General features: G+C 48.1%; 22 protein-coding genes. 6 read left to right on the top strand and 16 right to left on the bottom strand.

Annotated elements, in window-relative coordinates; all coding sequences use genetic code 11:
- Positions 1-423: 423 nt before the first annotated feature.
- From ACRJJO_RS06390 to lpxD, 15 genes are all read right to left on the bottom strand, one after another.
- A complete protein-coding gene (locus tag ACRJJO_RS06390) occupies positions 424-1,797 on the bottom strand; it encodes an alanine/glycine:cation symporter family protein (protein ID WP_431065048.1) in 1,374 nt (457 codons plus the stop codon).
- A gap of 26 nt (positions 1,798-1,823) precedes the next feature.
- A complete protein-coding gene (locus ACRJJO_RS06385; protein ID WP_431065047.1) occupies positions 1,824-2,306 on the bottom strand; it encodes a hypothetical protein in 483 nt (160 codons plus the stop codon).
- Positions 2,307-2,723: 417 nt separating this feature from the next.
- A complete protein-coding gene (locus ACRJJO_RS06380; protein ID WP_026130375.1) occupies positions 2,724-2,930 on the bottom strand; it encodes a cold-shock protein in 207 nt (68 codons plus the stop codon).
- 659 nt (positions 2,931-3,589) lie between these two features.
- Positions 3,590-4,975 carry a type VI secretion system contractile sheath domain-containing protein gene (locus tag ACRJJO_RS06375; protein WP_431065046.1) on the bottom strand — a complete coding sequence of 462 codons (1,386 nt, stop codon included), beginning with the start codon at positions 4,973-4,975 and terminating at the stop codon, positions 3,590-3,592.
- A 171-nt stretch (positions 4,976-5,146) separates the two neighbouring features.
- On the bottom strand, positions 5,147-6,106 hold the full coding sequence (locus tag ACRJJO_RS06370) for an alpha-L-glutamate ligase-like protein (protein WP_404356885.1): 960 nt from the start codon (positions 6,104-6,106) through the stop codon (positions 5,147-5,149).
- Positions 6,107-6,110: 4 nt separating this feature from the next.
- Positions 6,111-7,631: an inactive transglutaminase family protein gene (locus ACRJJO_RS06365; protein ID WP_431065045.1), complete on the bottom strand. Its 1,521-nt coding sequence runs from the start codon at positions 7,629-7,631 to the stop codon at positions 6,111-6,113.
- 63 nt (positions 7,632-7,694) lie between these two features.
- A complete protein-coding gene (locus tag ACRJJO_RS06360) occupies positions 7,695-8,288 on the bottom strand; it encodes an ATP-dependent zinc protease family protein (protein ID WP_431065044.1) in 594 nt (197 codons plus the stop codon).
- Positions 8,289-9,068: 780 nt separating this feature from the next.
- Positions 9,069-9,908 (bottom strand): 23S rRNA pseudouridine(2605) synthase RluB, encoded by an 840-nt coding sequence (rluB, locus tag ACRJJO_RS06355; protein WP_431065043.1) that lies wholly within the window; start codon positions 9,906-9,908, stop codon positions 9,069-9,071.
- 19 nt (positions 9,909-9,927) lie between these two features.
- Positions 9,928-10,587: an SMC-Scp complex subunit ScpB gene (gene scpB, locus ACRJJO_RS06350; protein ID WP_431065042.1), complete on the bottom strand. Its 660-nt coding sequence runs from the start codon at positions 10,585-10,587 to the stop codon at positions 9,928-9,930.
- A gap of 465 nt (positions 10,588-11,052) precedes the next feature.
- The gene (locus ACRJJO_RS06345; RefSeq protein WP_431065116.1) at positions 11,053-11,868 is read right to left on the bottom strand and encodes a segregation and condensation protein A; all 816 of its coding nucleotides are present in this window, start codon (positions 11,866-11,868) and stop codon (positions 11,053-11,055) included.
- Between the two features lie 39 nt (positions 11,869-11,907).
- On the bottom strand, positions 11,908-12,564 hold the full coding sequence (locus ACRJJO_RS06340) for a site-2 protease family protein (RefSeq protein WP_404356894.1): 657 nt from the start codon (positions 12,562-12,564) through the stop codon (positions 11,908-11,910).
- 15 nt (positions 12,565-12,579) lie between these two features.
- A complete protein-coding gene (locus ACRJJO_RS06335; protein WP_404356896.1) occupies positions 12,580-13,200 on the bottom strand; it encodes an L-threonylcarbamoyladenylate synthase in 621 nt (206 codons plus the stop codon).
- Between the two features lie 39 nt (positions 13,201-13,239).
- Positions 13,240-13,923, bottom strand: coding sequence for a tRNA (adenosine(37)-N6)-threonylcarbamoyltransferase complex dimerization subunit type 1 TsaB (gene tsaB / locus ACRJJO_RS06330; protein ID WP_431065041.1), 684 nt, complete (start codon positions 13,921-13,923; stop codon positions 13,240-13,242).
- Positions 13,924-14,074: 151 nt separating this feature from the next.
- Positions 14,075-15,988, bottom strand: a complete 1,914-nt coding sequence (locus ACRJJO_RS06325; RefSeq protein ID WP_431065040.1) for an ATP-dependent DNA helicase — start codon at positions 15,986-15,988, stop codon at positions 14,075-14,077.
- 9 nt (positions 15,989-15,997) lie between these two features.
- Positions 15,998-17,032: a UDP-3-O-(3-hydroxymyristoyl)glucosamine N-acyltransferase gene (gene lpxD / locus ACRJJO_RS06320; protein ID WP_431065039.1), complete on the bottom strand. Its 1,035-nt coding sequence runs from the start codon at positions 17,030-17,032 to the stop codon at positions 15,998-16,000.
- A 470-nt stretch (positions 17,033-17,502) separates the two neighbouring features.
- Here lpxD and fusA point away from each other — a divergent pair, with 470 nt between their 5' ends.
- The 6 genes from fusA to ACRJJO_RS06290 all read left to right on the top strand — a co-directional run bounded on the left by fusA (position 17,503) and on the right by ACRJJO_RS06290 (position 24,563).
- Positions 17,503-19,587 (top strand): elongation factor G, encoded by a 2,085-nt coding sequence (gene fusA / locus ACRJJO_RS06315; RefSeq protein ID WP_431065038.1) that lies wholly within the window; start codon positions 17,503-17,505, stop codon positions 19,585-19,587.
- Positions 19,588-19,752: 165 nt separating this feature from the next.
- Entirely contained in the window at positions 19,753-21,084 is a 1,332-nt protein-coding gene (locus ACRJJO_RS06310) for a flavohemoglobin expression-modulating QEGLA motif protein (protein ID WP_431065037.1), read from the top strand.
- Positions 21,085-21,334: 250 nt separating this feature from the next.
- A complete protein-coding gene (locus ACRJJO_RS06305) occupies positions 21,335-21,952 on the top strand; it encodes an MlaC/ttg2D family ABC transporter substrate-binding protein (protein ID WP_431065036.1) in 618 nt (205 codons plus the stop codon).
- A 95-nt stretch (positions 21,953-22,047) separates the two neighbouring features.
- Positions 22,048-22,572 carry a glycine cleavage system protein R gene (locus tag ACRJJO_RS06300; protein ID WP_431065035.1) on the top strand — a complete coding sequence of 175 codons (525 nt, stop codon included), beginning with the start codon at positions 22,048-22,050 and terminating at the stop codon, positions 22,570-22,572.
- Between the two features lie 9 nt (positions 22,573-22,581).
- Positions 22,582-23,055 carry a peroxiredoxin gene (locus ACRJJO_RS06295; protein WP_431065034.1) on the top strand — a complete coding sequence of 158 codons (474 nt, stop codon included), beginning with the start codon at positions 22,582-22,584 and terminating at the stop codon, positions 23,053-23,055.
- Positions 23,056-23,150: 95 nt separating this feature from the next.
- The gene (locus ACRJJO_RS06290) at positions 23,151-24,563 is read left to right on the top strand and encodes a PhoH family protein (protein ID WP_431065033.1); all 1,413 of its coding nucleotides are present in this window, start codon (positions 23,151-23,153) and stop codon (positions 24,561-24,563) included.
- An 11-nt stretch (positions 24,564-24,574) separates the two neighbouring features.
- On the opposite strand, the gene ACRJJO_RS06285 is transcribed toward ACRJJO_RS06290, so the two are convergent.
- Positions 24,575-24,774 (bottom strand): hypothetical protein (locus ACRJJO_RS06285; protein ID WP_431065032.1); only part of this gene is annotated, 200 nt, incomplete at its 5' end.

Genomic DNA, 24,774 nt, shown 5'->3' with positions numbered 1-24,774 from the left:
ATTCAGTTATTGTTGAAGGCTAACGATTCCTTTCGACTTTTTACGTCTTAACCTAAAACGCTAGATTAATCCGTTAGTTAATTATTATTCTCTTCCTTGCTAGCCATAGTCACAGAAAACCGTTAAAAAAAAGCCCGGCTTATTCACAGTTCTTAACTATTATTTGTTTAACAATTTAACGATAACTGCTAACGCGCCTTTCTTTCATCGACCAAATCCTGACAGGCTTTATGAGCCCATAACATTGGGCTTCTTGATTTATCAAATGCTTCAGATCCGCCGGTAACCATCATCAGGACAAGCTCACCTATCATCCGCATCCGGCAAAAATAGGCATTTATCTCGCATTAGATACTATAGCCGGCTCCGAGGCCTTAACGCACAAGAGTCAAAATCCTAACCCCCAAACTCCGCCCGGTCAAGCTATTTCCTATCAAAAAACTCAACTTTTAGACTGTTTTCCGAGTTCACGTTACGAGCGCTAAAGTAGCGCCGCGTCTCAGCGCGCACAACGTTAGAGAGCAGCAACAGCCCAATCAAGTTGGGCATGGCCATTAGGCCATTCATCAGGTCCGAGAAATTCCACACCAATTCCAGCTGCATCGTCGCGCCGATCACGATGACAGCAACGAAGACAACGCGATAAAGTACGATGACTCGCGCGCCTAGTAAATATTCTACGGCTTTTTCGCCGTAATAGCTCCAACCGATCAACGTCGAAAATGCGAATAATACTGTCGCCAGCGCGACGACCAGCGTTCCGGCGCTACCCAGCGTCTCGGCAAAACTCAAGCTAGTCAGAACCCCGGCACTGACACCTTCAGTCCACGGTGTCGCGGTTAGAATAACCAGCGCGGTGATCGTACACACCAGCAAGGTATCGATAAACGTTTGCGTCATCGATACCAGAGCTTGCTTGACCGGATCGCAAGTCCGCGCGGCCGCGGCGGCTATCGGCGCCGAGCCGAGCCCCGATTCGTTGGAAAACACCCCACGCGCCACGCCGAAGCGGATAGCGGCGGCGATAGTTGCACCGGCAAACCCGCCGCCAGCCGCAATCGGACTAAAAGCGTGATAAAAAATTAAACGCAACGCGTCCGGTACTTCACTGATATTGATCGCGATAACGGTCAGTGCGGCACCTATATAAAGCACGATCATGAACGGCACCAACATTGATGTAAATCGACCGATGGAACGAATGCCGCCGATCAGCACGAAGCCGGTCAACGACATCAATACAATACCGGTCGCCCAGGGTTCGACGCCGAAGACCTTGTCCAGCATGACCGCGACCGAATTAGCTTGAGTCATGTTGCCGATGCCGAACGCCGCGCCGGCCGTGAACACCGCAAACAGCCAGCCCAGCCAAGGAAGTCCAGCACCCTTGGCAATGTAATACATCGGGCCGCCGCGCATGCCATGCTTGCCTTGTTCGCGATATTTAACCGCCAATACCGCCTCGGCATACTTGGTCGCCATGCCGACGATGCCGGTCATCCACATCCAAAAGACCGCTCCTGGCCCACCCAACGTAATCGCGGTTGCAACGCCGACGATGTTGCCGATGCCGACCGTGGCCGCCAATGCCGTGGTCAAGGCCGCAAAATGACTGATATCGCCGACCCCCTTGTGATCCTTGTCGAAAATCAATTTCAATGCGTGGCCGAGCGCCCGAAATTGCAAGCCGCGCAACAGAATCGTCAAATACAGTCCGGTACCGACCAGTAAAATAAGCATCGGCGCGCCCCAGACCCAGCCCGACAAAGTCGCAACTACATTTTCAAAGGTTTCCATGGATATTCTCGTTATTGGTATTCGGCTTAGTTTGCGTCGAAGCTATATTTATTTTGGAACACGGCAAAGAGCTTGTGGAGCAAAGCCTTTTCGCTCTCGACGATACGGCCTCGCAAAGCATAGGGGTACTGTGTCGTGCAAGCGGCGGCAATGTCCATGCAATATTTCAGAATATTTCGGCTCCGATCAGGATCGGCTGAAAGGTACGAGCCGACGACCAATTCGTTCAGCGCGTCAAGCAGTCTTTGCGGCGGTCGTTGATGTGCGAAACGTTCTAAAAAATCATTGGCATCCTCGGTCGTTATCAATGGAATTCCCGCCGCGCGGTCGAGATGCGCAATGTGTTCTATCGTAAATTGATACAGCAAAACCAGCTCGGCGGGCTGATTTTCTCCGTCGGCCCATATCATTTCAATTAAAGGGATCAGATCTAGGAAATAGTAATCCGAAGGTTTAAGCTCGAACTCTTTTGCTATTAATTCAAAGTTATTTTGTTTGTCGTTACTCATAGCGCAACCATTATGCCAACCCAATTGAAATGTTAATCCAGCTTTAACATTTGCCTATTATACCTTTCGCAATTCAAATTTCTTGGCAGAAACAAAACGTTGGGCACCTTCTGCGGGACGGCTTATTTAACTCGTCCCCAATGTTTCGGTTTGCCCTAAACATTTCGGCTTACTTCGGCCAAAGTCGAAACGTTTAGGATGGGGTTGCAACCCCCGTCCTGCTAGGTTACTTATTATTTCTGGACAGCTTAACTTAGTATTTGGCCTTGGCCTGGACGGGTTAAATAACCCGCCCCGCAAAGGAGTCATCTTTTCTCGTTTTCGAACTCCGCACAACTAACTCGCAAAATACGCAGCATTTTTTTCAGGCATAAAAAAACCCGCGCCCAGTTCATGGGCGCGGGTTTTTAATTCAGTTTAGATAACCGTTACTTCTTCAGCTTGCGGTCCTTTTGGGCCACGAGTAATTTTAAACTGAACGTGCTGGCCTTCATCCAGTGATTTGTAGCTGCTGGTGCCGCTCAGGATATTCCGGAAATGAACGAAAACGTCCGGACCTTGTTGTTGTTCGATAAAACCGAAACCTTTATCTGAATTAAACCATTTAACGGTGCCGGTAGTCATTGCTGCAGTATTCATAGTAGTCCTATAAAATTTTTAAATTAAAGCCTTAAAAAGGCGGGTAAAGCTGATAACGAGGAAATTACTATATGAAAAACAGGACGAATAACTACTGAAGAGACATCGAAATGGTAAACAAAGGTAAATCTAGTTTTCTAGCTGGGGCCCATTGTAGGCCGATTATGAGTATTGTCAATTTAATTCTGGAAAATCCGTCGATTAATTATGTTTCCCAGGATTCTCCGCTCATCGTTATTCGTATAGATTTGTCTTGCTATCTTAGCTAATACGACCTCGACACCCTTTATTGTCACCTAACGCTCTTGTAATTATTCACACCCCCTATCGTTCCCACGCTCCGGCGTGGGAATGAAGACCGAGACGCTCTAGCGTCTCGTACCGCTGGAGCGGTACTCAGGCGTTCCACGCAGAGCGTGGGAACGATAATTGCCGGGGGACTGAATAGTTACACGCTCTTAGCTTTCCCTCACCTAACGTTAGGTGAGGGACGATCAGGGGATCGCTCCCACAGAGCATTCGGAACCCCTTGTGGGAGAGGAATCCACGGCGGAGTGATGGGTTTTCGTTAGCTTAATGGCAGTAACGCTGGAGCGTGGAAAAGAGAAAATAGCGGGCTTACCACAAAGCCTGACCATTTTAATTCAACGATCCGCTAACGTCGAAATTATCGGCAACTGAACGCCTTGACGCTGACGGAATCCAATCAACGGTGTGATGCCTTTCGATAACAAAGCATTGACTTGAGTCTCGTTCAATAATGTTTCGGTGCCGGGCTGCAAAACCGCCTCATCATCCAAGGTATAACTAAATACCGGCACATCGCTCATCAATAATGCATTATCCGTACTCTCTTCTTCAGTCATTCTTATCAGCGCACGAACGCATAACAGGGCCGGATTTCCCCATAGCAGTTCATTCCGAACGGGGACCTCCGAACACTCTTCAAAAGTCAATGTTTCAATTGGATCACGCTTCAATCCGTAGGGTAATCTCAATAAGTAGCGAGGATATGCCAGCACCACGCTATCGGCATTAATCTCGCTAAGGTATCGAGCCCAATGGCTGTTTTTTTGAGATTCGCCTAAGATAGCGCTGTCGATCAATGACTGGTCGGCAGCGCCCAAAAAACAGCCGCCGCAAGTTTTTGCCGTAGCGCTCAAAAATTTTATCAATTCACCATCTTCAGCACTGCCGGTAAAGCTAAAATCGCCGGCCAACAATACATCCCGCTCTTCGTCGTCCAATTGAACATGCGCCAATAAGCGCTCTTTAAACTCGCTGCCCCCTTCATTGACAGCGGCCATTAATTCGGCTTGGCTGATATCGACTAAAAAGAAGCGCTGTTCGTCCGCGTATTCTTCATTGACTAGCGCTTCGGTGGCTCGCCAAAGGGACTCGAGGCTTTTAAAATCCTGTCGTTGCAGTAGGTTTCGCAAAAATTGGCTGATTGTCTTTTCGATCACATCAATCAGAGCCTGATACTGCGGACTAACATCCTTGGTTATATAAGGCGACACCACCCGTTCGATCAATCTTTCCACCGTATCGGCTTTATCGGTCTTTGGCCCCGGCTCTTTGCCCAACAAACGTTGCAAGGTATCCGCTTCAGTCTCGACATCGACTTGCTGCGTTTGGGCCAAAATGTTTTGATTAGGGTCGGTTTGATTGAACGATTGAATTTTCGCCGCAGCCTGCGCCGCCGTTTTGGGATTACTCAACGCTTTTTTTAATTCCAGCAAGTCAGCCAAAATTCGGATTTTGTTAAACCAGGCATCCGGATGAAAGTCTTCGATCGATTCAAAATGCAATATCAAACCTGAGTCGAGATTGAGCGACGGCATGATTTGAGTCATTACCTGCTCAAATGTATCGCTATCGATCCTTTTAATAATACGTTGACTCCATGCAGCATCTCGCTTTCCGGAAAAGTCCCCCAACACATAAATTCGATAGGCCTTAGCGTGTTCTTTTTTAGATGCTATGCCCCGGGCATTAAATCCCATCGTAAAATCAATTCTACTTGACATGCTTTTTCTCCCAACCCGACCGACAAAACCGGACAGTAGCAGACACGGTTTCATCAGACAAGCAATCAAATCGAATCATTTCTTTACGGCACGAAGCTCTGAAACTAAAAAGAGCAGCGTATCCTACAATTCACTTTGAATTTTGATCCGCGAGGGGGGTACATGCCGAAGTTATTGTGTCCGATACAGTTTTTTGGCGAGTTCTACGCGTTCCGCAGCCGTTGCCGGGATTTTTTTAAGCTTCTCGACGGCTTCTAATCGGGGTAAAAGTCCTTTTTTATTAGCTAATTGAATGCTTAACCCGGGGCGAGCGTTGATTTCGAGCATCAGCGGACCGAGTTTCGAATCCAATACGATATCGACGCCGATATAACCGAGCGAAACCAACTCCTTGCAACCCGCCGACAACAGTAAGATTTCCTCCCAATTCGGCAAGTTTAGTCCTGTAATCGTATTCCCTGAATCAGGGTGCGCATCGATCATATCGTTTTGCCATACGCCGGTCGTGGTGACTCCTTGTTCGATATCGATACCCACACCAATCGCGCCTTGATGTAGATTGGCCTTACCGTCGGAAAGCCGAGTTGGCAAACGCAGCATCGACATCACCGGAACTCCCATAAAAATAATCGTCCTGATGTCGGGAACGCCTTGATAGCTCACTAGATCGAAAACCGGATCAAAATCCACCCGATATTCAATCAATGCGACATCCGGTTGCCCGCCCAAACTGTACATGCCACTCAGTATATTGGAAATATGATGGCCAATTTCCTCTTCGGTCAACAAGGTGCCGTTCAGTTTGCGATAACAATTCTTGCTGCGACCATTGACAACGATAATCCCTTCGCCTCCGCTGCCATGCGCAGGCTTGATTGCAAACTCGTCGTAGTTTTTGAGCTTTTCGGCTAAACCGGCAATTTGATATTCCGCTTCAATGACCGCATAGAGTTCGGGGACGGCAATGCCTGAAGCTTGTGCGAGCTTTTTAGTTCGCAGCTTATCGTCGACCAACGGATAATATTTACGCGGATTGTAACGCAGTATATAGTCGCCATTACGCTGATTCATCCCCAATAAACCGACATCTCTTAGCCGTTTCGAGGGGCGTAAATAGTTTTTCCAAGACATGCGACTATCCTTTTATGACGGAACGAAACCGCCACAGCTCAGTTAGGCGATAGCCGGTATAGCGACCTAACAATAAGGTAAACGCTAGAAACGTCAATAATAATTCGGGAAATACAAAAATAAGATGCTCGAGTACGGGATGCGACATCAGCAAATAACCGATCGACGCGATGAATAAGCTACCGATACATTGCTGCAGCGCCTCTGAAGGCCCGTGTTCTTCCCAAACCAAGGACATTCTTTCAATCGTCATCGAAATGATGACCATCGGGAACAAGGCGACCGACAAGCCGCGATCGATACCCATTTTATGACTCATCAAGCTTAGCAACGTCATCAATATCACAACGATGATCAGCACACTCGCGAGTCTCGGCACCAGCAGCAAACGCAAATACTCCAAATAAAAACGCAGCATTAAACCGAATGCGATGAGCAAACCAAATAAAAAAAGCCCCCAAGACAAGCCGGTCTCTCGAAACGCCATCCCGATCAAAATCGGCATGAACGTACCGAATGTTTTAAAGCCGACGACATTTCTCAAAACAACGATCAACAAGGCGCCGATCGGCATCATCAATAAAATCCGGTAAACATTTTGTGTTTGAATCGGTAAATGAAATAGCGAGAACTCCATAATCGGCGAATCGATTTTACCGATACGCTTTTGGGTTACCGCTGCCAATCCAAGCGACTGCTTATAAACCGAAAAGTCGATCTTTTCCGATCGTCCTCCTGTCACTTTCAGTAAGGGCGCGCTTCCGTAATACCAAATGATTGAATTTTCGGGAAAACCGGATGCCCCCGAATGCGGATCAAAAGTCAACCATTGTTCACCGTTATGCACCTGAAGCCAGGGCACCAGCTTACTGTGTCTTGCCCCATCTTTAAGCATCAGGATGTTAACTTGACGAGTCGGAATCCTCGCCCCATGCAAAACATCGATCACTCGCTTCATCCAAGCTTCGGGACCGGTCGCGTCTTTTTTAATGATTTTTACATTGTCGTCGGGACTTGGCGCATTCAACCTTCGCAATAACTCTTGAGTAAAGGATTTGATATCCGCCGATTTGCTTCTGACATCGTCCAACAATGCCGAAACGGCCGTCTGCATGATCTCCGGATACTCGGGTTCTTCAGGATAAGGAACTTTTTTATCGGTAAAAGCTTCTTTTTCACCAGGAACGATTTGCATCCGGTAATACAACGTCTGTTCGCCTGCCGGTCGCCGAACCGCCCATTGAGCGATTCGATTATGATTGACGCTTTCAAGGGTAAGACCGTATCGACCTGAAACAAAGTTTTCATCCAAAAACATATATCCGGGAATTTGTTTCGGCAACATCAAATCGACTTTGGAAGGGCCGGGAGAAGGTTTATAGCTTACCTTGGCTTCTACAGCCCAAATAATCTCATCCTCGACCGGTAACAAAGGTAGATTTAGCTCTGTAACTTTGTAATAAGTGACCGCGACGCTCAATCCGACCAGGATAAGCGCCAAAACATTGACATGAAGGTTTTTCAAAACGATTGCCGTATTAAATAATTGTTGTTATAGGGCCTAAGATCAGAAAGAAACGATACCGAATTATTCTTCCAAGACCGGCTCCGGAAAACCAGGGGAACAAATAATATTTTTTAATTTTTTTGAGTGTTTATGCGTCACGCTTGGATCAACAACGACCTTGTTTTCCAGAAACCTACGACCTAGCAAGACCGGATAAATATAGTTGCCTCGGTCAGCTAGTGTGAACTCCGTCTCGTAATAATTCGAATTCATACAAAACCCTAATTCCACAACGAAACGCTTCGCCGATTCCAGTTTATGTCTTTTAATTCGCGTTTTCCTGACAACCGGCAGCTCTACAGTAGTCGCTTGAGCTTTTTTTTCCAAACCTTTCGGCAATGTAAAACGAACCCAGCTTTGCTCGTCCCGCTCGAACTCTTCAACATTTTTAGCATGGATCGAAGAGGTTCTCGCACCGGTATCAAGCTTTGCTCGAAACCGTATTTGCGCCGGAGATAGAATAATGTCTTCCACCCACCCTGCGATAATTTTTTGATCTTCATATGCGCTGGCTCGACCAAAAGGACTTAACATGACCAACACAATGAAAAGGCTTATACTAACATTTCGTTTCATCATATTTTTCATTAATAATCTTATAGTTAAATCACCCATAAAGAGGGACTGATGCAGCACAATGTTTATAGCTTGTTTTTTTGTAATTATTCAGCATAAGTCATGTATGAGAAGGTGCCAGGCATTGATTTATAAGGCTGTCTGCAACAGGACGTTGCAGTCAGAGCTTACAGGGATGTATTCACGCGTCCTTAGAAATCAATACCTGACACCAACCTACCGCATGCGCTGAATAGTTACGTTTTTTTATTACCATGAAAGGAAGAAAATTGAGCGCTTTATGAATCGTCCCAATATCACAGATAAACCCAATGCAGTAATACCATGTTTGTAACCATTCAGCCCCCGGCAATTATCGTTCCCACTCTCTGCGCTCATCGTTATACATAAGTCAAAAATTACCCTTTTGCAATCTTAACCAATGAGACCTCGATACTTTTTATTGTCATTTAACACCCTCGGATCTCCCTCACCTAACGCTAGGTGATCCGCGTAGGGTACGCTGTGCGTACCATGGTAACCCCGCGTTGTTCATTTCATGTACTAACCGAACCACTAGGGCACGGCTTTGGTACGCGCAGCGTACCCTACAATTTATGTATAACGATGAGCGCTGGAGCGTGGGAACGATAGGAAAGCCCCTTCACACAAGCTCTTGCTTACCAGCCTCGAGAAGCTGGAGCTTCTCGTACTGCACTCCCAAGCAAAGAGCTTGGGAACGAGCGAAAATTGATGCCCACGCAGCCATTCCCTGCTTACTGCTTACTGCTTACTGCTTACTGCTTACTGCTTACTGCTCACTGCTCACTAAATTAAAACTCACAACTTAGTTTTTTTATAGAACCCGTGCTTTCCGCTCTCCTGTTTACCGGGCGCTAAAGGCTTTTCCTTAGGCAAGCCGACCGATTCGAGCAGCACATCCAATGTTTTCGATTCCAGCTCGTGAAAAGCATGAGATTTTAATCCTTCCGGCATCATCAGCAAACCATAGCGTACGCGCATCAAGCGACTGACGGTTACCCCTTGAGATTCCCATAACCGTCTAACCAAACGATTCCGCCCTTCGCTAACAACGACGTGATACCATTTATTAGCGCCTTCCCCGCCGTGAAATTGAATATCGTCGAATTTTGCCGGCCCATCGTCAAGTTCAACACCTTGTTTCAATCGTTCGAGTACCTCATCGGAAACCTCGCCCAAAATCCGCACGGCATATTCTCGATCGACTTGCATCGACGGATGCATCAATCGGTTGGCCAATTCGCCGTTATTGGTCAGCAACAGCAAGCCTGAAGTATTGATATCGAGACGCCCAACCGAAATCCAGCGGCCGACTTGCAACTTAGGTAATTGCGTAAAAACGACCGGCCGGCCTTCCGGATCTTGCCTTGTCACGACCTCACCGACCGGTTTGTGATAAATCAATACTCGGGTAGTTTGATGCGCAAATTTTTCCCAATGAACAACTCGGCCATTAAGCTGCAGATGATCGCCGTTTTGGATTCTATCACCGAGTTTCGCCTGCACGCCGTTAAGCCTGACTCGCCCCTCTTCTATCCAGCGTTCGATTTCGCGCCTCGACCCCATACCGCCGCGCGCCAAGATTTTTTGTATGCGTTCACCGGTTCCATCTTGGGGCTTGGTCAATGTTTTTTTCATCGCGACGGGAGCCTCTACTTCATTCTTCCGCACTTTGGACGAAGGTCTCGACTTCTGCTTTAAATTCGGTTTCCTGCCCTTGTTCTGTGACTTCTGGTCGGTTGTTTTCTTGCTGTTCACTCTGTTCCTGCATTAGTTGCTGATTACTGGCTACCGATAAATCCAATTCTTTGATTTCCTGTAATGTCGGAAGCTCATGCAAGGAAGATAAATCGAAATAGTCCAAAAATTGTTTAGTCGTACCATACAGCGCTGGGCGTCCCGGCACTTCTTTATGCGCAATAATCCTAATCCATTCGCGCTCGAGAAGCGTGCGAATGATATTCGAACTGACCGCAACACCGCGAATATCTTCGATATCGCCTCTCGTAACCGGCTGTCGGTAGGCAATAATCGCCAGCGTTTCCAACAAAGCTCTGGAATATCTAGGCGGTTTTTCCTCGAATAAGCGTCCGACCCAAAATGATAATTCCGGCTTAACCTGAAAACGATAACCGCTAGCGACTTTTTTCAAGGCTACAGGCCGCGTTGCGTAATCTTCTACAATTTCGTCAACGGCTTTTTGCAGCGTTTCGATTTCGGGCTGTTCGAGTTCGGGAAAAGTTTGCTGGAGTTGTTTGACCGTCATCGGTTTATCCGATGCGAATAATAGGGCTTCGACGATTCGTTTGATATCCACGAGAGTTGCTAGAAAGTTGCTTTTTTAAGACTACACGTATTGTTAAATTTTTTCTCGCGCAGATGCGAAAGGGCGTAGAGGTGGTTTTACGAATTCGGTAATTCAACCCCTTCTGCGGGACGAATTATTTACCCCGTCCCCAACGTTTCGGTTTGTCCCCAAATATCTTGGATTGCTTTAGCAGGGTCGAAACATTTAAGACGGGGTTGCAACCCATACGCATCAAGCTAAAAACGGCCACCCCATATCTCGCTCTTTCCTAAGCTCCAGCTTGGGAAAGACACTCCGGAAGCTCCAGCTTCATGAGACCGACACAAGCTCCGCACATTCTTAATCAACCCCGACCTTCTCGTTCAATCTTCTTTGTTTGTCGGGAAGCTAGAGCTTCCTGATCAGGTTACCCAAGCTGGAGCTTGGGTAACAGCAAAATTCCTCTGCGCCTTTGCGCGAGAATCTTATTAAAACTTAAGCACTTGCAGCAACCGCTCTGACCACGATTTCGGTCAAAGGTTCGTGTTGAATGATTTCAATCAAGCCTTCTTTACTGAGCTCGAGAATGGCCAAAAAAGTCACGACGACGCCATGGCGTCCTTCTTGAGTCAGAAACAATCGATTGAAAATGACCCCTTCCCCACCTTTGAGCCTCTCCAGGACGCTCGACATGCGCTCCCGAACCGATAAAGGCTCCTGAACAATGTGATGATGGCTTAATTGGTCGGCGCGCTTTAATACGTCTTGCAAAGCCAATAACATTTCTCGCAATTGAATATCAGGTAACGGGCGCTCGATTTCAATCATCGATACGTCGGCCTTGGCAATGAACAGATCCCGCTCCAACCTCGACATGCCATCGATGTCCTCGGCCGCCTTTTTAATGACCTCATATTCCTGCAATCTTCGGATCAATAAGGCTCTCGGGTCTTCATCATCCTCTTCTTCGGCGACCTGCCTAGGCAGTAACATGCGCGATTTAATTTCGGCCAACAGTGCCGCCATGACTAGATATTCGGCGGCCAATTCGAGCCTAAGCTCGGTCATCATATCGATGTAACCGATGTATTGCCGAGTAATCTGCGCGATCGGAATATTCAGAATATCGAGATTCTGCCTCCGGATCAGATAGAGCAACAAATCCAGCGGTCCTTCAAAGGTATCGAGAAAGACACGCAATGCATCGGGCGGTATGTAAAGATCCTCGGGGAATTCCATGAACGGCGCGCCCTGAACAATAGCCAAGACTTTCTCAACCGGGGCCAAAACATCCGCTTGCGCTACTTGCATCGTCAATAGATCACCTTAACCGAAAACCGATCAAAACCCTCATCCCAACCCAGCTAATGAAAAAAACATATTTTGCGCCAAAAACATCGGATAACCCAGTATGACATTCAATGTACCGGTGAATAACATCAGCAATAATATCAAAAAACCGTAACGCTCTAATTTGTTGTATTGCCAAGCCCATCGGTTCGGCAAAATGCCGGATACGACGCGACTGCCATCCAAAGGCGGTATAGGTATCAGATTAATCAGTGCCAGTACCAGATTGATCGATATCCCCGCAATACCCCAATAGATCATCGGCAGTGTCATGAAATCGACATTGATCATGACGCCCACTCGAGCGATCAACGCCCACCCCACAGCCATCAGTAAATTCGATACCGGACCCGCCAATGCGACGATGGCCATATCCTGCCGCGGATTCTTGAAATTTCGCGCATCGACGGGTACCGGCTTGGCCCAGCCGAATATAAAACCGGTTCCGGTCAATAACAATATGCCGGGCAGAAGAATCGTACCGACCGGGTCGATGTGTTTCAAAGGGTTCAAGGTCAATCGACCGAGCATTTTAGCGGTATTGTCGCCGTATTTTTTGGCGACCCAACCGTGAGCGGTTTCATGCACGGTAATCGCGAAAATCACCGGAATAACCCATACGATAATACGCTGGATCAAAGACAATTCGTTCATCATAGAGGGATTTCTCGGTTAGTCCAACATCGGTGCTTGGCCTTTTCCTTGCCTGATAATTTCGAGATTTTTTCCCGAACATTCAATAATTGTAGTCGGTTCGTCCGGCACGATACCGGCATCGATTACGAGATCGAGTTCATGCTCGAGCCGATCGCGAATTTCATAGGGATCGGTTAGAGCCGACGACTCGCCCGGCAAGACCAGCGTCGAGCTGAACAACGGCTCTCCAATAGTCTCCACTAGTAATGAGGCGATCGCGTGATCAGGCACCCGAATGCCTATGGTTTTTTTCTTAGGATGCTGCAAGCGGCGCGGCACTTCTCGCGTAGCATTCAGGATAAAAGTGAACGGCCCTGGCGTCAATGCCTTGATCAACCGATAGGCGTCGTTATCGATTTTGGCAAAATTCGACACCTGCGTTAGATCCTGACAGATCAAGGTAAAATTGTGTTTATCGTCCAATTGCCTAATTCTACGAATTTTGTCCAGCGCCTGCTTATCGTCCATTTGACAGGCAATCGCATAGGACGAGTCGTTCGGATAGGCAATCACTCCACCATGCTGCAAGATCTCGACTGCTCGATTGATTAACCGTTGCTGCGGATTCTCGGGATGAATTTGAAAAAATTGCGCCATAGTATGCGTGCTTGAAATAAATTCGGCCATTATACCCGATTATCGCTCCGATTCTTTTTTTGCGACTTTATCGCGCAAATATACCGGCATTGCCTGTTCGACCGGTACGGCTTGATTCAAGTTGAAACTTCGCGCGCCGAGCAGTGCTATCGCCGAAGCTTTCGGCAAAGGCGTGTCGTCGACGCCGGCAAGCCAAGCATTCAAGCGCTCGTCCAATGCTTCACGGTAGGTTTTCCAGCCGCTGCCGATACCGTAGCCTTTTATTTCGGGGAAGTCGACGTTTTCAGCGGACCCTACCGACTCGGAGCCGAGCAATTCGGCAAACCCTTGGTCGTTTTTACGGTAAACACCCCAAAACACCTCGCCCATACGTGCATCCATACAGGCAAAAACCACGTCCCGGTCCGCGTGTTCAAAATAATTCTGAGCCAAGGCCGCCAGCGTCGAAACCGGCGCGACAGGCAAGTCTAATCCTAATGCGATACCTTGAATCACGCCGGTCGCAATTCTGACGCCGGTAAAAGACCCGGGGCCCCGGCCGAACGCGAGTCCATCCAAATCCTGAGGCACGAGCCCCGCCTCGGCCATCAGTGAATCGATCATCGGTAAGATCAATTGCGTATGCGTTCGCGGCGCCAGTTCGAAGCGCTCCAAGATTTCGCCATCGATATATAAGGCGGCCGAACAAGCTTCGGTCGCGGTATCCACTGCCAATAACTTCATGCATTTCGCTCGTTGTGACTATTCTGAGTAAATTAGAGAGAGCGTAGGCTATCGATTTATAAGGCTGTCTGCAACAGGACGTTGCAACCAGAGCTTACAGGGAGGTATTCACGCTCCCTTAAGAAATAGAAGCACACAAATTCGCCGAACGTTACTGCTCGTTTTGAAAAAAGGCCCGAACATCCTCGATATCGCGGGTTCGCCGCATTGGCGGTACGCTGTCGAGAAACATTTGTCCATAGGCGCGTTTTAACAGCCTTGGATCGCAGACCAGCAAGACCCCGCGATCGCTGACATCGCGAATCAAGCGGCCGACGCCTTGCCTCAATGCGATCACCGCGGCCGGAATCTGGTATTCAAAAAAGGGATTCAAACCTTGCCGCTCCATCGCGCCGAGTCGAGCCTTCAAGACCGGGTCGCTCGGCGAGGCGAACGGCAACTTATCAATAATCACGCACGACAAAGCCTCGCCGCGCACATCGACGCCCTCCCAAAAACTAGCCGTGCCCAGTAAAATGGCATTACCGGCCCGTTTGAATTCATCCAACAAAATTGCTTTCGGCCGACTGCCCTGCACCAGCAACGGATATTTGATTTTTTGTCTCAATAGCAATTCCGCCTCTTTCAAGGCGCGATGACTCGTAAACAGAAAAAACGCCCGCCCCCGGCTCGCTTCGAGCACCGGCAACGCAAATTCGACAATCGTCCTGGTAAAGTTCGGATCGGCCGGTTTCGGCAACCCTTTCGGATGATAAAACAGCGACTGCTCGGCGTAATCGAACGGGCTTTCCCAACTGACGCCCTCGGCATTCGCAAGCCCCAAACTTTTCGCGAAATGCTCGAATTTATTTGCAACACTCAGCGTCGCCGAGGTAAACACCCAGGTCGCCTTGTGCTGTTGCATAAAGGCACGGAATTCAGAGGCAATGTCGATAGGCGTTCGACTGAGCGTGAAGGTCTTTTTATGGGTTTCGTACCAGCGTATCCATTTGCCGTCGTTCTCTTCGAGAATGGCCCGTAGTTGGTGCCCTAGCTCTTCTGCGCGTTTGAAACAAGATTCCAACCCCTTAGTCTTGACCGACGCCAATTCCAATTGCACGGTCAAACGTTGAAGTTGTTCCTGCAATTCGGAAAGGCCCGAAGAAATTTTCGGATGGGTCTCGATTTCGCGCCACTCGCCTCTTTTTAGCTCAATGCCGAATGCCAAGCGCAAATCCTTGATCTGGTGTTCCAGATCGTCGCAGGCGGTACGTAACTCGGGTAGATCGGTCGCATCCTTGAAATATTCAACCAAAGCATCCTTCGCCAAATCGCTCAATTGCCGGGCGCCGACGGTAATACCCAAAAAGTTAGAGGCGGTATCGGCCAATTGATGCGCTTCATCGATGATTACGATTTCGGCATCGGGCAACAACTCGCCGAAGCCGATTTCGCGAATCGACCAATCCGCGCACAGTAAATGATGATTGATGACCAGCACATCGGCTTCCTGGGCTTTTTTACGCGCCTTGACCAGAAAACACTTCTCATAATCGGGACACTCCTGACCGAGACAATTATCGGCGGTCGAGGTCGCCTGAAACCATACCGGGTCGCTTTCCGGGACGTCCGGCATTTCTGCGACATCGCCCGATTTCGTTCGGTTGGACCATGATTTGATTTTAGTCAACGAAGCCGCATCGTCCCTACTGAAACCCAAGGTCGAGTTGAGTGCGTTGCCGAGCCGATAAATACACAGATAATTGCTACGACCTTTCAGCAAAGCGGCCGCAAAGGGCACGCTCATCGCTTTGCGAATGACGGGAATGTCGTTGTTGAACAATTGATCCTGGAGATTTTTGGTGCCGGTCGATACGATCGCCTTGCGTCCCGATAGTATCGCAGGCACTAGATAAGCAAACGTTTTCCCGGTACCGGTCCCGGCTTCGGCGATCAAATGACGCTCGTGCTCGATCGCATCCCGAACCGCACAAGCCATTTCAACCTGCGCCGCACGCGGCAGATAACCGGGAATAACTTTCGATAGTGGCCCGTCGCCGGCAAAAAACGCTTCCAATTCGTTCACAAGATCGTTTTATTGTTCAAGTTTGCCGAGTCTAATTTCGATATCCTTGATTTTTTTGAGCAATCCCGGCAATTTGGTCAATGCAGCCAACTCTTTCCAAGCGACTTTTCTATCTTTCGCGGGACTGCCGAAAACCTGCGTAGCCGGCGCAATATCGTTCGATACGCCGGAACGCGCCATCACGACAGCATGATGGCCGATTTTGACATGGTCGGCAATACCAGCGCTGCCGGCCAGAATCGCATTGTCTTCGATCGTGCAAGAACCCGAAATACCGGTTTGCCCGCAAATGATCACATTATTACCGATCGTGTTGTTATGGCCGATTTGCACCAGATTATCGATCTTCGACCCTGAACCGATCACGGTAGAGCCTAATGTGCCCCGGTCGATGCAGGTATTCGCGCCGATTTCGACATCGTCCTCGATAATGATATTGCCGACATGCGGCACTTTGATCTGTTGCTCATTGCGTTGCTTATAACCGAAACCGTCCGCGCCGATCACAGCGCCGGCGTGAATTACGACATTGTTACCGATACGACTATGATCGTAAATCACGGCATTCGGATGAATACGACAATTAACTCCCAATATGACGTCATTGCCGATATAGGCGCCATTAAGAATCTCGCAACCCTCGCCGATCAAACAACCTTCGCCGACACTTACGAACGGCGCAATATAGACGTTATGAGCGATCATTGCCGAATCGGCTATACAGGCACGCTCCGAAATTTGTTTAGGAAACTCCAATGACGGGTAAAGCAGGTGAATCGCTTTGATGAAACTAATCTCGGGATCTTTGCAAATCAACAGCGCCATTTGCTCCGGCGGATTTTCGTAACGCGTTTCTGGTTTGATCAAACAAGCAGACGCCCGGGAATTGGACAAATATTGTGCATATTTGGGATCATTTAATATGGTGATTTGCCCAGCGGCGGCCGACTTGATATCGGCCGCCGAAGTAATCGAACAATGCTTGTCTCCGCCGACAATTTCCGCATCACATTGCCTGGCCAGCTCTTCTAGGATTAATGTCATAAATAAATGATTAATTGAATAATAAATTTAAGGCTTTTCGCGTTTGATGTTCGGATTATAACCGAATAGTGAATAGTGAACAGTGAGAAGTGAGCGGCGAGTGTTGCGCAGTATGTATTCCGTATGCAGCGCCAGCGGAATACGGGGTATTCGTGGCTTCGCCCATCTCGGATTGCGCTGCGCTCCATCCGGGCTACGCTGCTTTTCACCTTTCACCTTTCACCTTTTCCCCTTAAATAAATATTTTCATTCTGTGTTTGACGTTATTTTAGGTTAGAATAGCCAGTTTTTTGAAACTGGATGAGAAAAAGATTACGCCGGAACTTTCGGATTCTCATCAGTACCCGGCTTCGGCTTGCTGCGATATCCGAATTCCAGCCATTCGTTGCAGGGAAAAGCCTACTTTCAGGACAATATCTTGGGAGTCCGTCGAAAAAAATTTTTAATGCCTTAACCTTTAGAGTAACAACATGACAGACCTATCGCATTACAGAAACATCGGCATCTTCGCTCACGTCGATGCTGGAAAAACCACGACTACCGAGCGTATCTTAAAACTCACCGGAAAAATCCATAAACTAGGCGAAGTTCACGAAGGCGAATCGACCATGGACTTCATGGATCAAGAAGCCGAACGCGGCATCACGATTCAATCCGCGGCAACCACTTGTTTCTGGAAAGACCACCGTTTCAACATCATCGATACGCCCGGTCACGTTGACTTCACGATTGAAGTTTACCGCTCGTTGAAGGTTCTCGACGGCGGCGTCGGCGTTTTCTGCGGCTCCGGCGGCGTGGAGCCTCAATCGGAAACCAACTGGCGTTATGCGAACGACTCTAAGGTTGCCCGTGTCATTTATGTGAACAAACTAGACCGTATCGGCGCCGACTTCTACCGCGTCGTTAAACAAGTCGAAAACGTGCTGGGCGCAAATCCTATCGTCATGACACTACCGATCGGCACAGAAGACCAGTTTGTCGGCGTTGTCGACCTATTGACCGAAAAAGCTTGGGTCTGGGATAACTCCGGCGATCCGATGAATTACGAAATTCAAGACATTCCTGCCGACATGCTCGAAGACGTCAAACAATGGCGTGCGGAATTGATCGAAAAAGCGGTCGAGCAAGACGATGACGTCATGGAAAAATATCTGGAAGGCGAAGAACCCGATATCGATACTTTGAAACGCTGTATCCGTAAAGGTACGATCAATCTGAGCCTGTTCCCGACTTATTGCGGTTCGTCATTCAAAAATAAAGGCGTGCAATTGGTTCTGGATGCGGTTGTCGACTATTTACCAAGCCCTACCGAAGTCAACCCCCAACCTGAAGTTGACCTGGAAGGCAACGAAACCGGTAATTTTGCTATCGTCGATCCAAACCGTCCTCTGCGTGCACTGGCGTTCAAAATCATGGACGACCGTTACGGCGCATTGACCTTCATTCGCATTTATTCAGGTCAATTGGGGAAAGGCACGACCGTACTGAACACCTTTACCGGTAAAACCGAGCGTATCGGACGTATCGTCGAAATGCACGCCGATTCGCGCGAAGAAGTTGAATCTGCCCAAGCCGGCGATATCGTCGCGGTATTGGGCATGAAAAACGTTCAAACCGGACATACTTTGTGCGACCCGAAAGATCCGGCTACATTAGAGCCGATGGTATTCCCCGACCCGGTTATCTCAATGGCGGTCGCACCGAAAGACAAAGGTGCGTCCGAAAAATTGGGCGTTGCGCTGGGCAAAATGATCCAAGAAGATCCGTCTTTCCGCGTCGAAACCGATATCGACAGCGGCGAAACGATCCTGAAAGGCATGGGCGAACTGCATCTCGATATCAAGGTTGACATTCTGCGCAGAACGCACGGCGTCGATGTCATCGTCGGCAAACCGCAAGTGGCCTACCGAGAAACCATCACACAACGCGTCGAAGACAGCTACACGCATAAAAAGCAATCGGGCGGTTCCGGTCAATACGGGAAAATCGATTATTTTATCGAACCGGGCGAACCGGGCAGCGGCTTCGTTTTCGAATCGAAAGTTGTCGGCGGTAACGTACCGAAAGAATACTGGCCTGCTATTCAAAAAGGTTTTGAATTGAGCATGGTCAAAGGCGTACTGGCCGGTTACCCTTGCTTGGACTTTAAAGTCACACTGGTCGACGGCGCCTTCCATGCAGTTGACTCATCGGCAATTGCGTTCGAAATCGCCGCAAAAGCCGCTTATCGTCAATCGATTCCGAAAGCCGGACCGCAATTAATCGAGCCGATCATGAAAATCGACGTATTCACACCGGAAGATCATGTCGGTGACGTGATCGGCGACTTGAACCGCCGCCGCGGTATGATCAAATCTCAAGAAGCCGGCGTAACAGGCGTTCGCATCAAGGCCGAAGCGCCGTTAAGCGAAATGTTTGGTTATATCGGCGACTTGCGTACGATGACTTCAGGTCGCGGACAATTCTCGATGGAATTCTCGCATTATCTGCCGTGCCCGAAAAATGTAGCGGACGAAGTCATTAAGGAAACTTTAGAGCGCAACGCGAAAAAGTAAATATCCTTTATTTTAATGATTGCCGGACGAGTCATTCGTCCGGCAATTTATTTTTACCCTCCTCTCCTTATCGCATTCATGTCCGGCAGCTTCAGCCGATAATCTTTTGCTCTTCCATCAGAATATTAGTAAGCTCGGCATCATCCCTCTATCAGGAACACAGCCGTGGCTCATTCATCCTATCGCGAACGCCTGCTTGCACTTTCCGACCGTCTCATTCAAATTCAAAAACCCATTCAAATCCTCGATTCAATTAAATGGCCGCGCAATTTTCGCGAGCAATTTTTCGCCGGCGACTCTCAATTTCTCCCGCCCGCCGACCGTGAGTTCTATCAACATCAAGCGCTAAGCTTCGACGCAGTGAGCGTATACGCCGCGCTGAAGGACTTAAGTCGAGACATTACTAAAAACTTGGGACACAACGATTCGCTCGGCTCGATTCTGCAAGATACGGTTAGTCAATACATGCGCGTGATCGATTTATTACATAGCCGCGGCACTCCCGATTTTTTAATCCATAGCCATGCACTTTACGGTTCGGCGCGAGATCATTTACTCGGCGACAATAAAACCCTTTTGGAACTCGGTGAACGATTATGCGCCATTTTTTCGTTGCCCGGGGCCAAACATCTTAACCGCGCTCACCCGAAAGAAATAAATGCCGAAACCGCAGTACTGTCGCTGAGGCAACGCCTATCAAGCCATTTCGACGACGGCGCATTGAGCGTCGTTTTGAGTGATGGCATCGTTTCCGATGCCTCGGCCGGAGGAGACAAAATCAAGATTAATAATAATGCTTGGTTTTCCGAGCTCGATTTGAAAGTCTTGGAGGTGCATGAAGGCTGGGTGCATGTCGGAACCACATTAAACGGAAGATTGCAACCTTGGGCCACCTGGCTTAGCGTCGGTTCGCCGCGCATCACCGCGACACAAGAAGGTTTGGCCGTTTTGATCGAAACCCTAACGTTCAGCTCTTTTCCCGATCGCGCCCGACGCATCAGCGACCGAGTCATTGCGATCGACCTAGCCGAACAAGGCGCCGATTTCATTGAAGTTTACCGTTACTTCCTGGAGCGGGATGTAAGCCCTCATGACAGTTACACGATCGCTCAGCGAGTTTTTCGCGGCGGCATGGTCGAAGGTGGCGCTTGTTTCACAAAAGACCTATCCTATGTTCGAGGCTTTATCGAATTAGTCAATTTCATCCGTAGCGCAACGCTGGAAGGCTTGCCGGAACTGTTGCCAATGCTGTTCGCCGGCAAGGTCACGCTGGACGACATCCCTATCATTTATGAACACTACTTAGATGGCTTAATTGCAGGGCCAAAGTACCTGCCACCCATGTTTAGGGATCTAAACGGTCTTTATGTCTGGTTCGGTTTTGCCTCGGGCATCGCGCAAATCAACATCGAAAATGTACAGGCTCATTTCAATCAGCTATTTCAAAATCTACCCAGAACGCCGGATCAAGCGTCTGAAGATACCGAAATCGATTAATACGAAACATCACACCTAAACTCCATAATCTATTGGGTAAGATCAAGCGCTGGATTAACGCCATTCATAGGTTAACAAAGGGTATATAATACTTCGGCGCTTCTGCGGTTAGATGCTTTTCTTTTAGAATTATCAGAAATCGATGCATTGATGCATTGATGCAAAATCGGAATAAAATGCAGCTAATTTTCCTTGGTTTGTAATTCGTAATACTATAGCGCTTTAAATTTACTTTTCCCGGAGATTTTTCATGCACAACAGGCGTCCGCTGTCACTACTATTTTTCTTGTTTTGTTTGGTCACGACTTTGTACCCGCCTAATGCCGCAGCCAACCTGACCCCGCCTCAACAAATCATCCAAAACAGCTCGGATAGAATTCAACAGACCCTCAGTCAGCCGCTTTATCGCAACGATTTTGCCAGAGCCACGCAATTTGTCGATGGCGTAGTCGGCGATTTCGTAGACATGGAGAGAGTCGCGATTTTGGTTTTAGGTCGGCATATCCGTCAAGCCACTCCAACTCAAAGACAACAATTTATAAAAGAATTCAGAACATTACTGGTACGAACTTATACTAAGGCATTTCAAGAATATACTGACTGGCAGATTACTTTCGCACCCCAGATCAGCGGTGAAGATCCAACCAGAACCATTGTCCGAACCATCGTCGATCAACCGGGCCAGCAACCTATAAACATTAACTATCGCATGATGAAAAACAGAAGTGGCGAATGGAAAGTTTTCGATATCCTGATCGAGGGTGTCAGTCTCGTCACTAACTACCGATCGACTTTCAATCGAGAAATTACCCAAACGGGATCTATCGATGGCGTTATCAAGATGTTGGTCGATCGTAACAGACGCTAAGTCCACTTAAGTAATGAGCCGATCGAGAGCCAAGCGAATCCAACGCCCTCTCTTTTCGGTCTTTACTGTCGCTCTGAAAAACAAAAAATAATGCCATGCAACTTGCAATCACCGTACTTGGAAAACGTCAGTCTCAATATATCGAACCTATCCTAGCCGCCGTTAGCCGGTGTAAGTGTAGTATCGCTGAAATACGGTCGACCGACTTGACTGAATCTACAGCAGCCTATATGTTAATCGAAGGTAATTGGAACCATATTGCCAAACTCGAAAATCTACTCGAAACGCTGCAAAAACAACTAAAAATTCACATTCATAAAGCACGACAAGAAAAATCGGGGACACCCAAACCCGGCCTGCCCTATACTCTCGAAGCGATGAGTCTGGATCAAAACGATATCATCCTGTCTATCGTAACCTTTCTTGTGGAACGTGACATTGCAATAGAGGAAATCAAAGCCTACCGCTACCCCGCTGCCTATATTCAAACACCGGTTTTTTCGACACAGCTCATCATTATCATTCCATCGGAACAACGTTTGTTGCAACTTCGCGAGGATTTCCTCGATTTTTGCGATCAGCTGAATCTCGATGCCATTCTCGAACCCATTAAACGCTAACTGATTATTATGACAACGCTTAGCATAGGCACCGCCGTGCCCGATTTCGAAGCCGCCTCAACCGGCGATAAAACCATAACGCTTTCCGACTTTTTAGGAAAAAATGTTGTTATCTACTTTTATCCAAAAGATAACACGCCCGGATGTACGCAGGAAGGCATAGCCTTCCGCGACCATATTGACGAATTTAACGCATTTAATACCGTTATTCTCGGCGTTTCACGAGATTCGGTTAAAGTTCACGAAGGTTTCAAGTGCAAACAGGCATTCCCGTTCGACTTGCTGTCCGATCAAGATGAAACCCTGTGCAACTTGTTTGGCGTAATCAAGATGAAGAACATGTACGGCAAGCAAGTCCGAGGCATCGAACGCAGCACTTTTTTGATCGATGAGCAAGGCATCCTAAGACATGAGTGGCGCGGCGTAAAAGTCAAAAACCATGCCGCCGAAGTCCTGCAAGAACTCAAGATCTTGACACAATAATATAATCATCGCATCAAATTCGGTTTTTTTCTTGCACCCTCCCCCCTCCCGAGGGAACGAATGCGCCGAAACTTGAAGTGCGAAAGGTATAATTAATGAATATTCAAAACTCACCAAAACTCAAATTGTTCGTACTAGACACTAACGTGCTGATGCACGATCCCGCCGCGATTTTCCGTTTTCAGGAACACAACATATTTATTCCGATGGTCGTTCTCGAAGAACTCGATCATAGTAAAAGAGGACTATCAGAAGTCGCCCGAAACGTCCGTCAGGTCAGCCGTTTTTTGGACGAACTGATTCAAGGCGCTACGTCCGAATCGATTGAAGAAGGTTTTCCTCTCTCGCGTATCGAACACGCCCCCGATAGCGACATACAGTTCGGACGTCTTTATTTCCAGACTCGCCAACTCACTTCAATGCTTCCCGACTCGATGCCTGGCCATATTGCCGACAATTCGATTCTGGTCGTCGTGCTGGCTTTAACGCAAAAATACCCCGATACCAATATCACCCTAGTGTCGAAAGACATCAATATGCGCATCAAGGCGGCGGCACTCGGATTACATGCCGAGGATTACCATAACGACCAAACACTTGACGATATCGAACTACTGTATCGAGGGTCGGCCGCCCTCGAGTCGGATTTCTGGGATATCCATGGCAGTAAGATGGAATCTTGGCAGGAAAACGACCGAACATTTTACAAACTGCAAGGACCTCTCGTTAGCGAATGGTATCCGAATCAGTATTTATATATGGATAACAACAGCGACTTCGAAGCCATCGTCAGAAGCTGCGACGGTAAAAGCGCTGTACTCGAACTGGCGCACGACTACCGAACGCCTCATAACAATGTATGGGGAATCACAGCCAAAAACCGCGAACAGAATTTTGCGCTCAACGTGCTGCTCGACCCGGAGATCGACTTCGTAACGCTTTTAGGCACTGCTGGCACCGGTAAAACCCTATTAGCATTGGCAGCCGGTCTCGAATTAACCCTAGAAGAAAAAATCTACAACGAAATCATCATGACCCGGGAAACCATTCCGGTCGGAGAAGACATCGGCTTTTTGCCCGGCACCGAAGAAGAAAAAATGGCGCCGTGGATGGGGGCTTTAATGGACAATCTGGAACTATTAGGTAGTCGTTCGGGACACAACGAATGGCAACAAGGCGCGACCAGCAACCTTGTTATGAACCGGATCAAAATTAGATCGCTCAACTTCATGCGCGGCCGCACCTTTCTAAACCGTTACTTGATCATCGACGAAGCGCAAAATCTGACTTCCAAACAAATGAAAACATTGATCACCCGAGCCGGCCCGGGGACTAAAATCATTTGTATCGGTAACCTAGGTCAAATCGATACACCCTATTTGACGGCCACCACATCGGGGCTCACTTATATTGTCGACCGTTTCAAGACCTGGCCGCATGCCGCGCACATCACCTTGAAACAAGGCGAAAGATCCCGTCTAGCCGATTATGCATCGGAGATTCTATAAGCCTAACGATCTTAAATATGCATGACGGGCTTTGCAATGGCTATGTTCGCGTTAATAGTTGATACTTTTGAACTTAAAGCCAACATGAAACCCAAGGATACAACTCTGAATAACTTTCCTTTATTCAATATCGCGCTAATGGTTGTAAGGAGGGTACGGTTGCTCGATTGACAGGTGTCGGCGGCAGGGCAGATTTTTGCTCCTGCAAAAT

The organism is Methylotuvimicrobium sp. (assembly GCF_050611805.1).
Lineage (GTDB): Bacteria > Pseudomonadota > Gammaproteobacteria > Methylococcales > Methylomonadaceae > Methylotuvimicrobium.
The sequence above is the reverse complement of the archived record's forward strand: the minus strand, read 5'-3'. Positions and strand labels throughout refer to the sequence as shown.

Excerpts from the sequence above, each read along its gene's own strand:
- ACRJJO_RS06375 (WP_431065046.1), bottom strand. The coding sequence starts at position 4,975 with ATGTCAAGTAGAATTGATTTTACGATGGGATTTAATGCCCGGGGCATA.
- ACRJJO_RS06290 (WP_431065033.1), top strand. The coding sequence starts at position 23,151 with ATGAATATTCAAAACTCACCAAAACTCAAATTGTTCGTACTAGACACT.
- fusA (WP_431065038.1), top strand. The coding sequence starts at position 17,503 with ATGACAGACCTATCGCATTACAGAAACATCGGCATCTTCGCTCACGTC.
- ACRJJO_RS06345 (WP_431065116.1), bottom strand. The coding sequence starts at position 11,868 with ATGCAAGTAGCGCAAGCGGATGTTTTGGCCCCGGTTGAGAAAGTCTTG.
- ACRJJO_RS06305 (WP_431065036.1), top strand. The coding sequence starts at position 21,335 with ATGCACAACAGGCGTCCGCTGTCACTACTATTTTTCTTGTTTTGTTTG.
- ACRJJO_RS06295 (WP_431065034.1), top strand. The coding sequence starts at position 22,582 with ATGACAACGCTTAGCATAGGCACCGCCGTGCCCGATTTCGAAGCCGCC.
- ACRJJO_RS06340 (WP_404356894.1), bottom strand. The coding sequence starts at position 12,564 with ATGATGAACGAATTGTCTTTGATCCAGCGTATTATCGTATGGGTTATT.
- lpxD (WP_431065039.1), bottom strand. The coding sequence starts at position 17,032 with ATGACATTAATCCTAGAAGAGCTGGCCAGGCAATGTGATGCGGAAATT.
- ACRJJO_RS06370 (WP_404356885.1), bottom strand. The coding sequence starts at position 6,106 with ATGTCTTGGAAAAACTATTTACGCCCCTCGAAACGGCTAAGAGATGTC.
- ACRJJO_RS06360 (WP_431065044.1), bottom strand. The coding sequence starts at position 8,288 with ATGGGTGATTTAACTATAAGATTATTAATGAAAAATATGATGAAACGA.
- rluB (WP_431065043.1), bottom strand. The coding sequence starts at position 9,908 with ATGAAAAAAACATTGACCAAGCCCCAAGATGGAACCGGTGAACGCATA.
- ACRJJO_RS06380 (WP_026130375.1), bottom strand. The coding sequence starts at position 2,930 with ATGACTACCGGCACCGTTAAATGGTTTAATTCAGATAAAGGTTTCGGT.
- ACRJJO_RS06300 (WP_431065035.1), top strand. The coding sequence starts at position 22,048 with ATGCAACTTGCAATCACCGTACTTGGAAAACGTCAGTCTCAATATATC.
- ACRJJO_RS06390 (WP_431065048.1), bottom strand. The coding sequence starts at position 1,797 with ATGGAAACCTTTGAAAATGTAGTTGCGACTTTGTCGGGCTGGGTCTGG.
- tsaB (WP_431065041.1), bottom strand. The coding sequence starts at position 13,923 with ATGAAGTTATTGGCAGTGGATACCGCGACCGAAGCTTGTTCGGCCGCC.
- ACRJJO_RS06385 (WP_431065047.1), bottom strand. The coding sequence starts at position 2,306 with ATGAGTAACGACAAACAAAATAACTTTGAATTAATAGCAAAAGAGTTC.
- ACRJJO_RS06335 (WP_404356896.1), bottom strand. The coding sequence starts at position 13,200 with ATGGCGCAATTTTTTCAAATTCATCCCGAGAATCCGCAGCAACGGTTA.